Here is a 9,556-nt window from a genome sequence, read left to right as displayed (position 1 = left end):
AACGATACGTCAACCTTAAAGAAACCGCCGTATACGGGTCCGTACGTACGGTGGTGTGAGAGGTCGGGGGTTAGTCACCCCCTCCTACTCGATTTTGCTTCAACACTGCCTTGTAGTCGACTTGTGTATCATGTGGAAATTTGTAGAAAAAATAATGGGGAAAGTGGTTTACTTTTTTGTGGAAATTGGATATACTAACCAATGTAAGAAAAAAATCACAAGAGGGAGGTCGAAGAACATGTTCGTGCTTAATGGAAAAAAAGACACAACTTCATATTGTTTTCATCATTCGACCACTTGTGGGATGTTTTACGCTTAATTTTAAATCCATTAAATGATAGCCACAGGGAGAATGTAGGTCCCTGTGGCTTTTTTGTGCCACAAGGATCGGTCTCTTTGTGGCTTTTTAGTATGCCTTGCAGATTACGAGGCACTTTGAAAGGGGTGATACGTATGACACTTAATCTTTTATTTATAACGGTAACGTTCAATAAGAAACAGGAAACGTTTGAAGAAGCGACACACAATGAAACGGTTTCAAAATCCTATGAAGAAACGAAAACCAAGAACCAATACATGTCGCAAATGTTCTAATTCCAATGATATCTAAAAAAATGGAGAGGAGAATGAAATATGATTTATGTACAGGAGAAAATGCTAAATGCGCTATGGGTAGAGAAGGATACTGCCTAACGAAACAAAAGGTGGGTGGAACGATGTTTTTAAATATAGTTTTTTGGTCGGCTTTCTTCCATAAAAAGAAGAAGCAGGAGAGGAAATAGAATGAATGAGGAGGATGCCATTTTGCCTGGTGTCCTCCTTTATTTTTATTGTGGTTACGAGGGGCTGAGAAAGACACAGTTCTGTCAATCTTTAGTAATAAGTTGTTCACGAATGAGAGGGGAATATGCAGGTTTTCGTGATACATTAATAGTAAGAAGAGCAGGTAGTCATGACTGCTAAAGAGGGAGTGAGATTACGATGTTTTCAATGATAATGGGTCTGGTCGTAACATCTGTGATTGGTCTGATTATTGCCGCTGAAGTCAGTGTTGAATAGAGAATGAAAAAAAGCGATCCGAGTCTGGATCGCTTTTGTCATGATTTATTCCGTTTTTCTTTTTCCTCGCGATAAAATTCATGAAACATCTTCATGAGAGCCCTTTTCTCGATTCGTGATACATAGCTTCTTGAGATTCCTAATTCCTTGGCAATTTCCCGTTGGGTTTTTTCCTCTTTCAAGTCTAATCCGAATCGCCCGACGATCACTTCTTTTTCCCTCTCGTCCAATACACAAATGTATTTTCTTACCTTTTCAAGCTCCATACTTAATTGAATCGTATCGATGACATCATCACTCTCGGACTTTAAGATATCAATTAAGCTGATTTCGTTACCTTCTTTATCTTGGCCGATGGGATCGTGAAGAGAGACATCTTTTTTCGTTTTTTTGAGAGCACGGAGATGCATAAGGATTTCATTCTCGATACAACGTGCCGCATAGGTTGCAAGCTTCGTGCCTTTGCCTTCTGAATAACTTTCAATTGCCTTAATCAATCCGATGGTCCCGATGGAAATTAGATCTTCTGGATCTTCGCCTGTGTTTTCAAATTTCTTGACGATGTGAGCAACCAATCGCAGGTTATGTTCAATGAGCATGTTTCGGGCATGCTCATCTCCTTCTGCCATCAGCCTTAAATATTTTCGTTCATCCGCTGCAGATAGAGGTTGAGGGAATGCATTGTTCTTTACGTAAGAAACGAGGAAAATTAACTCCTTAAAGAAATACCCCAGTGCCGTTAGAACTCCAGACATATTCACACCTCCATGAGGACTTAAGCCTACACTCATTCATATGTTACGAAAGGGATGTCCTTGCATGTCCCTCAGAAAGTAATCAAAGAAATCGTTAACTTTTCTTTCCGGAGGATTCGGGTAATAAAGTTGGAAACTGCCTATACGCTATTTCCCTATGAACATATACTAGTAGTAAAAGTAGGTGAGGAGGTATTGCAATGCCGTATGGATACCCTTATTATGGACCAGTCTATCCAGGTTATTATGGTGGTGGCGGATTCTACTTCGCTCTAGTCGTTGTATTACTAATCTTACTTTTCCTATTTGGTGGATGGTGGTACTACAATAACTGTTAGCCTGACAAGCACAACATTTATAACCTGAAAGAGCCCTGTTCACCTTGTGAACAGGGCTCTTTCATACTCCTTACATCTTCTTCAATGTAAAAGGGCTTATCATTAATACAGCCAGAGTGATGGTCATACATAAAATCAGCACACCTGAAACAAACGGGATAGCCAGGTAGCACAGGGTCAGTAAACATCCGGCTACGGTGATCGGCAATCCCGTAAAGTAGCCATCGTTTTCTGAAATATTGAAGCGGGCTAACCGAAAAGCGCCACACCCTATATAGAATATGGTGAAAAACATCCCGGGAAAGTCATACTGATTAAGAACGGCTATATACAGGAGCAGGGCAGGGGCAATGCCGAATGATATAATGTCACTCATGGAATCCAGCTGTTTCCCTAACTCTGACTCAATGTGCATTTTCCTTGCCACCATCCCATCGAAGCGGTCTGTCAGGGCAGCGATGAAAATCAATAACAAGCTCAGGTTTAATTGGTTATGAAGTATGGAAATAATAGCAAATCCACCTAATGATAAGTTGGACAAAGTAATGAGGTTGGCCGTTTGACTTTTAAGCTTCTTAAATGTTTGATCGACGACTTCGGAGAGAAACAATCATCACTCACTCCCTTTGAATAAGTTTGTTCACTACTGAACATGTTTTCTGGCTAACATATTCGCTTTACACACGTTTGCAGATACAATTGGAGCGCTATTAACAAAATATGTTAAATCCCACAGTGAAAAAAGATTCTTATAAATATAGTATATAATAATATTTTATTATATACTTATTAAACTGTTAAAGTTAATCGTTTTTTTAGAAATTTGTGAGGGATATTAATGAAGCAATCGATTTATCGACTATTTATCGAACTAACAAATAAAAGATGGTCTTCTTATATGATCAGGAAATTTGTACAGTCTCCTTTGAGTCGGCCATTTATTTCATCATTCATCAAAACGTATAAAATAAACGTGGATGAAATAGAAGGTCAGGTAGCTGACTATAAAACGCTACATGATTTCTTTATTAGAAACCTGAAAGAAGATGCAAGGATTGTGAAGTATAGCGAGAAACAAGCGGTCAGTCCGGTGGATGGATTATTGGCCGAAACCGGCAGCATTTCCGATGATCTTGTTATTGAAGTGAAAGGAAAGCCCTACTCCATCCTTGATATGCTTGGTAGTGAAGGGAAAGCTTCTGATTATAGTGGGGGAGAATTCGCGGTGTTTTATTTAAGCCCTGCGAATTATCACCGTATTCACAGCCCCGTGTCAGGCACGATTCTAAAACGGTGGTCACTCGGGCAACACTCTTACCCGGTCAACGAGCTGGGATTGATGTACGGAAAAGAAGCCCTTTCAAAGAACTTCCGCTCTATTACGGAGCTGAAGCATGTAAAAGGGAAAGTAGCTGTCGTAAAAGTAGGGGCCATGTTTGTCAACAGCGTTGATTATGTCCATGAGAGAAAAGAATGGACACAAGGCGAAGAAGTCGCCTACTTCAGCTTCGGCTCCACCGTCATTCTCCTTTTTGAAAAAGGAACGTTCCGATTCACGCAGAATAAAGAAGTACCTAGAAATGTGACGGTAGGGGAAACGATTGGAGATTTCATTAAATAAGGCTTGCTTTAAAAAAGAGGACGGATTTTAAACAAATCCGTCCCATTTCATGTTAGTATTCTACGATGAAGCTTTTATTTTATTAGTAAGAGATCGACGGTGAATTTCCATTTCGATGAGGCGAATGAATTCTGTATTGAGTTTCAACTCCAACGCTTTGAAATAAGAATCAATCAACAGTTCGTCCGATAATTTCCTCATTAATGCCACCTCCAATAATCATCATCTTTTTTGTATTTCGAAACATATTTTCAGTACGTTTTTAAGTAGTAATTAAACTTTACCAAATTTGTTTTTTTAGAACAAGCGTTCCGTTATCCACAGTTCTCGGTGGATAAGTTGTGACTAACTTGTATATAACTGGTAAATAAGCGATGTTTATGTCTTGTATAATGTGAATAAGGTTATCCACAACCATGAAAGCATCTGGAAATTTGTCGAAAAATATTTATTCTCCTTGGGAATATTTATGGAATTCCAGGAATATATGTGATTTATTTTGAATCTGCAGGGAAAATTGGTTATCATTAATCTGTTATAGGTTAAAAGATACTATAGAGAGAATCGGTATCCGCAGAAACAATGGACGTGGAGCTATACGACTAAGAAGAAAAGTAAACATTAGAGTATATAAATGATAATGAAATTTGAGGTGCTGCAAGTGATAAAGCAATTTTTACCCGATGAACAGGTTCAAGATATTTTCAGTATCAGACCGGAGTATTTAAAAGAAAAAGGAATTAAAGCGATCATCACGGATTTAGATAATACGTTAGTGGAATGGGATCGTCCCAATGCCACCCCTAAGTTAATTCAATGGTTCAAAGAAATGCAGGAGCATGGAATCCTTGTGACCATTGTGTCCAATAATAACCAAAACCGGGTGGGAGCATTTGCAGAGCCTTTGGGCGTTCCGTTTATCTTCCAGGCCCGTAAGCCAATGGGACGTGCTTTTAAAAGGGCGATCCAGGAAATGGGTGTGAAGAAGGAAGAGTCGGTAGTCATTGGAGACCAGCTGTTAACGGATGTTTTAGGCGGAAATCGAAACGGCTTCCATACGATACTGGTTGTCCCCGTTGCACAATCAGACGGGTTCATCACAAAGTTCAATCGTCGTGTAGAACGAAGAATAATGAAGTTTTTCAAGCGTAAAGGCATGCTTGAGTGGGAGGATAAAAAGTGAGTCAAGTTGTATGTATAGGATGTGGCGTTGAAATCCAGACGGAGAATAAGGAAGGGATGGGGTATGCACCTCCTTCCGCTCTTCAAAAAGAAGAGATTATTTGTCAACGTTGCTTTAGATTAAAGCATTATAATGAAGTCCAGGATGTCCCTTTAACGGATGATGACTTCTTGAAAATTTTAAATGAACTTGGTGATTCAGAAGGGTTGATAGTCAAAATCGTCGATATATTCGATTTCAATGGGAGCTGGCTGCCTGGATTGCATCGTTTCGTGGGATCTAATCCGATTCTGCTCATTGGAAACAAAGTGGATCTGCTTCCAAAGTCAGTGAAACCCTCCAAGCTCATTCATTGGATGAAGCATGAAGCAAGTCAATTAGGGTTAAAACCTATTGATGTTCAGTTAGTGAGTGCCGCAAAAGGTCAGGGAATTACCGAAGCGATTGAAGCGATTGAACATTATCGAAACGGGAAAGACGTGTATGTAGTAGGGTGTACAAACGTAGGGAAATCAACGTTCATAAACCGTATTATCAAGCATGTATCAGGAGAACAAGATGTCATTACGACTTCTCACTTCCCTGGCACCACACTTGATATGATTCAAATTCCACTTGATGACGAAGAGTCACTCATAGATACGCCGGGAATTATCAATCATCATCAGATGGCCCATTTTGTTGATAAGCAGGATCTGAAAATCATTACTCCCAAGAAAGAGATCAAGCCGAGAACCTTCCAGTTGAATCCGGAACAAACCTTGTTCTTCGGTGGGCTTGCCCGCTTTGACTTCATGGCTGGTGAGCGTCAGGCATTTACCTGCTATTTCTCAAATGAGCTATCCATTCATCGCACAAAGATTGAAAAAGCCGATGATCTCTATAAGAACCATGCAGGTGAGCTATTACAGCCGCCAAGAAAAGATGATATGGGCACATTCCCTCCACTTGTGAGGCATGAGTTCAGAATTAAAGAAGCAAAAACGGATATCGTCTTCTCAGGTTTAGGATGGATTACCGTAAATGACGCGGGGGCGACCATTGCTGCCCATGTTCCTAAAGGCGTTAGTGTTTTCTTGAGAAAATCATTAATCTAGGAGGGATTCTGTGGCTCTTTATGGTGTTATTGGAGATCCGATTGCCCACTCTATGTCTCCCCAGATGCATAATGCCGCGTTCCAAGAATGTGGCGTGGATTCTGCCTACGTGAAATTTCACGTGAAAAAAGAGCAGCTTTCCGAGGCTCTTAATGGAATTAAAGCGCTCGGAATACATGGAGTGAATGTAACAGTTCCACATAAGGAACATGTGATGCCTCTTTTAGATGAAATCGATCCATTGGCCGAGGCAATCGGGGCAGTGAATACGATTGTCAATGAAAATGGCAAGCTGATCGGTTATAATACAGACGGTCTTGGATTTGTGGAAGGCTTGAAAAATATAGCAGATGAACCACTTGAAGATCAATCGATGCTGATCATCGGTGCCGGTGGTGCTGCGAGAGCCATTTATTATTCCCTTGCTTCTCTTGGAGTGAAGAGAATCGATGTGACCAACCGGACGGCACTGAGAGCTGAAAAGATGATGGAAGCTTGCCCTTTCGATTTGAACTCAGGATTTCTATCTCTAGAAGCTGCTGAAAACGCATTGGACCAATATGATGTGATCATCCATACAACATCTATCGGGATGTTTCCTCATATAGAAGACAGTCCAGTAGCGATCCAAGAGTTGAAAGAGGGATGCATCGTTAGTGACATTATCTATAATCCCTTGGAAACAGCATTATTGAAGCAGGCGAAACAGAAAGGTGCCCGTACCCAAAATGGTCTTGATATGTTTGTGTATCAGGGAGCCCTTTCATTTGAAAAGTGGACGGGGATCTTTCCACCATATTCGATTATGAAAAACATCGTTTTACAACAACTAGGAGGTCAACATGTTAACAGGTAAACAAAAAAGATATTTACGTTCAGAAGCACATCATTTAAATCCGGTATTCCAAGTAGGAAAAGGCGGAGTCAATGAAAATATGATCAAAACAATCGGAGAAGCGATTGAAGTAAGAGAATTGATGAAAATCAGTATTCTTCAAAACTGTGATATGGATAAGTCCGAAATTGCTGACGAGTTATCCAAAGGAGTAGGCGCGGAAATAGTTCAAATCATTGGAAATACCATTGTCCTATACAAGGAATCGAAAGAAAACAAGCAATTAATCCTCCCACGATAAGGATTGATAAAATGAAGAAAAAGGTTGGACTCCTGGGGGGGACATTCAATCCTCCTCATATGGGCCACTTGGTTATGGCAGAACAAGTTTTAATGAAGGCGGATTTGGATGAAATACGATTTCTTCCGAATCACGTTCCTCCTCATAAACAGGCTGATGAAAGTGTATCAGTAGAACAGCGTCTCTTCATGCTGCAAAAAGCGATAAAGGGTAACCCTCACTTTTCCATTGGACGGATTGAACTTGAGAGAGAGGGTGCCTCATACACTTACGACACCATCAAGCTATTAACCGAGAGGGAAGAGAATACCGAGTTCTCTTTTATCATAGGCGGGGATATGATTGAATATCTCCCGAAGTGGTACCGGATAGAGGAACTTCAGGAAATGGTCAGGTTCATTGGTGTTAATCGTCCTTCCTATTCACATGACACTTCGTTTAATATTCAATTGATTGAAGTACCGGCCATTGATATTTCTTCTTCCTACATTCGCAACACAGTGAAACTGGGGCAATCGGTACGCTACTTAGTCCCCGACGATGTGTATCGATTCATAAAGGAGGAGAAATTGTATGAATAGGGAAAAAGCCTTGGGAATGGTGAAGGAACATTTAACGGAACATCGCTATATACACACTTGTGGAGTCATGGAAACAAGCATAGAGCTTGCAAAGCGATATGGAGCCGATGAGAAAAAGGCAGAAATAGCGGCGATTTTCCATGACTATGCGAAGTTCCGGGATAAAGAGGAAATGCAAACAATCATTGTAGAAGAGAAGCTGGATCAGGAGCTTTTGCTGTATAACAGCGAGCTTTGGCATGCACCGGTAGGAGCGTTACTGGTAGAGCGTGAAGTTGGTATACAGGATGAAGATATTTTAAATGCCATCCGGTACCATACTTCGGGAAAAGAAGAGATGACCATCCTGGATAAAGTGATCTATTTAGCTGATTACATCGAGCCGAATCGTCAATTTCCCGGGGTGGAAGAAGTGAGGGAACTGGCCAAAGAGTCATTAGATCAAGGGCTGTTGAAGGCACTTCAAAATACGATGACGTTTCTTATGAAAAAAAATCAAGCGATCTACCCGGATACATTTCGGTTTTATAACGGATTAATTTTAAACAAGAGGAGATGAAGGAATGGAACAAAATTTAGTAGAATTAGCGTTTAATGCCGCTGATGATAAACGTGCTGAAGATATTGTTGTATTAGATATGAAAGGTGTTTCTTTAATTTCGGATTATTTTCTGATCTGTCACGGGAACTCAGACAAACAGGTGCAGGCCATTGCACGGGAATTAAAGGACAGAGCAGAGGAGAACGGCTATACGGTCAAACGTTTGGAAGGCTTTGATCAAGCACGCTGGATTTTAGTTGACTTAGGTGATGTCGTTGCTCACGTGTTCCATAAAGAGGAACGAGGCTACTATAATCTAGAGCGTTTATGGGGAGATGCATCCTTCGTCGAAGTTGGACAAGGTGAGAGTCGCTAAATGAGTTATGAACGTTTTGCTTATGTGTACGATTATTTAATGCAGGACGTCCCATACGACGGCTGGTTGGAGTTTGTCAATAAACAAGCTGAAGCCTATTCCATCCAAGGGGAAAGCGTCCTTGACATTGCTTGTGGCACCGGGGAACTATCGCTTCGCCTTGTCCGGGATGGCTACGATGTGACAGGCGTCGATCTGTCCCGGGATATGCTGATGGTAGCTCAGGAAAAGGCTTTAGAAATGAACGTAAAGCTTAATCTGTTTCAACAGGATATGTCAAAGCTTGATTCCCTTGGTGAATACGACCTCATTACGATTTTTTGTGATTCCCTGAATTACCTGGAAGACGGAAAAGACGTGGAAAATACGTTCAAAAGTGTATATGCTCATCTTAAGCAGGATGGCTTATTCTTATTTGATGTGCATTCCATTTATAAAATGACGCAAATATTTATAAACCAGACGTTTACCCTGACCGATGAACATGTCTCGTACATTTGGGATTGCTTCCCTGGAGAAGTTCCCAATAGTGTAGAGCATGAGCTGACTTTTTTCGTGAAAGATGAGGAAACGAATCAGTACGAAAGAGTGGAAGAGCTTCACAAACAGCGCACATACCCCATTCTGACCTTAAAGGAATGGTTGAAGGATGCAGGGTTCGAAGTGTTGAACGTCTCTGCAGACTTCACTGGGGAAGCTCCTGCAGACCATAGCGAAAGAATTTTCTTTACGTGTAAGAAGAAATGATAAAAAGCCGGACCGTCTCTAAAAAAAGAGGATGGTGCGGCTTTTAATTATGGTTTTTTATAAAAGTTTTTTTAGAAAAAAGAAGGAAAAAATCAATTCGTGTCGAAATATAAAAAAGGAGC

At 40.7% G+C, this 9,556-nt stretch carries 14 protein-coding genes; 11 read left to right on the top strand and 3 right to left on the bottom strand.

The features are described from left to right. Positions 1-453 precede the first annotated feature (453 nt). Positions 454-594 carry a YrzI family small protein gene (locus tag DET59_RS16200; RefSeq protein WP_181778201.1) on the top strand — a complete coding sequence of 47 codons (141 nt, stop codon included), beginning with the start codon at positions 454-456 and terminating at the stop codon, positions 592-594. A gap of 503 nt (positions 595-1,097) precedes the next feature. On the opposite strand, the gene sigK is transcribed toward DET59_RS16200, so the two are convergent. Next, a complete protein-coding gene (gene sigK / locus DET59_RS16190) occupies positions 1,098-1,814 on the bottom strand; it encodes an RNA polymerase sporulation sigma factor SigK (RefSeq protein ID WP_044339577.1) in 717 nt (238 codons plus the stop codon). Between the two features lie 200 nt (positions 1,815-2,014). Between sigK and DET59_RS21750 the strand changes: the two genes are divergently transcribed. Continuing rightward, positions 2,015-2,152 carry a hypothetical protein gene (locus DET59_RS21750; RefSeq protein WP_181778200.1) on the top strand — a complete coding sequence of 46 codons (138 nt, stop codon included), beginning with the start codon at positions 2,015-2,017 and terminating at the stop codon, positions 2,150-2,152. Positions 2,153-2,222: 70 nt separating this feature from the next. On the opposite strand, the gene pssA is transcribed toward DET59_RS21750, so the two are convergent. Continuing rightward, positions 2,223-2,762 (bottom strand): CDP-diacylglycerol--serine O-phosphatidyltransferase, encoded by a 540-nt coding sequence (gene pssA / locus DET59_RS16185; protein ID WP_113970656.1) that lies wholly within the window; start codon positions 2,760-2,762, stop codon positions 2,223-2,225. A 228-nt stretch (positions 2,763-2,990) separates the two neighbouring features. On the opposite strand from pssA, the gene DET59_RS16180 reads away from it, so the two are divergent. Next, positions 2,991-3,773 (top strand): phosphatidylserine decarboxylase, encoded by a 783-nt coding sequence (locus tag DET59_RS16180; RefSeq protein ID WP_113970655.1) that lies wholly within the window; start codon positions 2,991-2,993, stop codon positions 3,771-3,773. Positions 3,774-3,833: 60 nt separating this feature from the next. Here DET59_RS16180 and sda read toward each other — a convergent pair whose 3' ends face one another. Beyond that, positions 3,834-3,974 carry a sporulation histidine kinase inhibitor Sda gene (gene sda, locus DET59_RS16175; protein ID WP_113970654.1) on the bottom strand — a complete coding sequence of 47 codons (141 nt, stop codon included), beginning with the start codon at positions 3,972-3,974 and terminating at the stop codon, positions 3,834-3,836. Between the two features lie 439 nt (positions 3,975-4,413). Between sda and DET59_RS16170 the strand changes: the two genes are divergently transcribed. The 8 genes from DET59_RS16170 to DET59_RS16135 are packed head-to-tail and all read left to right on the top strand — an operon-like array spanning position 4,414 to position 9,434. Then, positions 4,414-4,956 (top strand): YqeG family HAD IIIA-type phosphatase, encoded by a 543-nt coding sequence (locus tag DET59_RS16170; protein WP_397540958.1) that lies wholly within the window; start codon positions 4,414-4,416, stop codon positions 4,954-4,956. Continuing rightward, on the top strand, positions 4,953-6,053 hold the full coding sequence (yqeH, locus tag DET59_RS16165; RefSeq protein WP_113970652.1) for a ribosome biogenesis GTPase YqeH: 1,101 nt from the start codon (positions 4,953-4,955) through the stop codon (positions 6,051-6,053). The genes DET59_RS16170 and yqeH overlap by 4 nt, the downstream gene beginning before the upstream one ends. A 10-nt stretch (positions 6,054-6,063) precedes the next feature. Beyond that, positions 6,064-6,909, top strand: a complete 846-nt coding sequence (gene aroE / locus DET59_RS16160) for a shikimate dehydrogenase (RefSeq protein ID WP_258549704.1) — start codon at positions 6,064-6,066, stop codon at positions 6,907-6,909. Further along, positions 6,896-7,189 (top strand): ribosome assembly RNA-binding protein YhbY, encoded by a 294-nt coding sequence (gene yhbY / locus DET59_RS16155; protein WP_113970651.1) that lies wholly within the window; start codon positions 6,896-6,898, stop codon positions 7,187-7,189. Before aroE ends, yhbY begins: the two co-directional genes overlap by 14 nt. Positions 7,190-7,200: 11 nt before the next feature. Further along, positions 7,201-7,770 carry a nicotinate-nucleotide adenylyltransferase gene (locus tag DET59_RS16150; RefSeq protein ID WP_113970650.1) on the top strand — a complete coding sequence of 190 codons (570 nt, stop codon included), beginning with the start codon at positions 7,201-7,203 and terminating at the stop codon, positions 7,768-7,770. Beyond that, positions 7,763-8,329 (top strand): bis(5'-nucleosyl)-tetraphosphatase (symmetrical) YqeK, encoded by a 567-nt coding sequence (gene yqeK, locus DET59_RS16145; RefSeq protein ID WP_113970649.1) that lies wholly within the window; start codon positions 7,763-7,765, stop codon positions 8,327-8,329. Before DET59_RS16150 ends, yqeK begins: the two co-directional genes overlap by 8 nt. A gap of 4 nt (positions 8,330-8,333) precedes the next feature. After that, entirely contained in the window at positions 8,334-8,687 is a 354-nt protein-coding gene (gene rsfS / locus DET59_RS16140; protein ID WP_113970648.1) for a ribosome silencing factor, read from the top strand. After that, positions 8,688-9,434 (top strand): class I SAM-dependent DNA methyltransferase, encoded by a 747-nt coding sequence (locus DET59_RS16135; protein ID WP_113970647.1) that lies wholly within the window; start codon positions 8,688-8,690, stop codon positions 9,432-9,434. It begins immediately after the preceding gene. The last annotated feature ends 122 nt before the right edge of the window (positions 9,435-9,556 follow it).

It is taken from the genome of Rossellomorea aquimaris (assembly GCF_003315075.1).
Lineage (GTDB): Bacteria > Bacillota > Bacilli > Bacillales > Bacillaceae_B > Rossellomorea > Rossellomorea aquimaris_C.
Note: the sequence above shows the minus strand (reverse complement) of the source record. Positions and strands in the feature narration are given on the sequence as shown.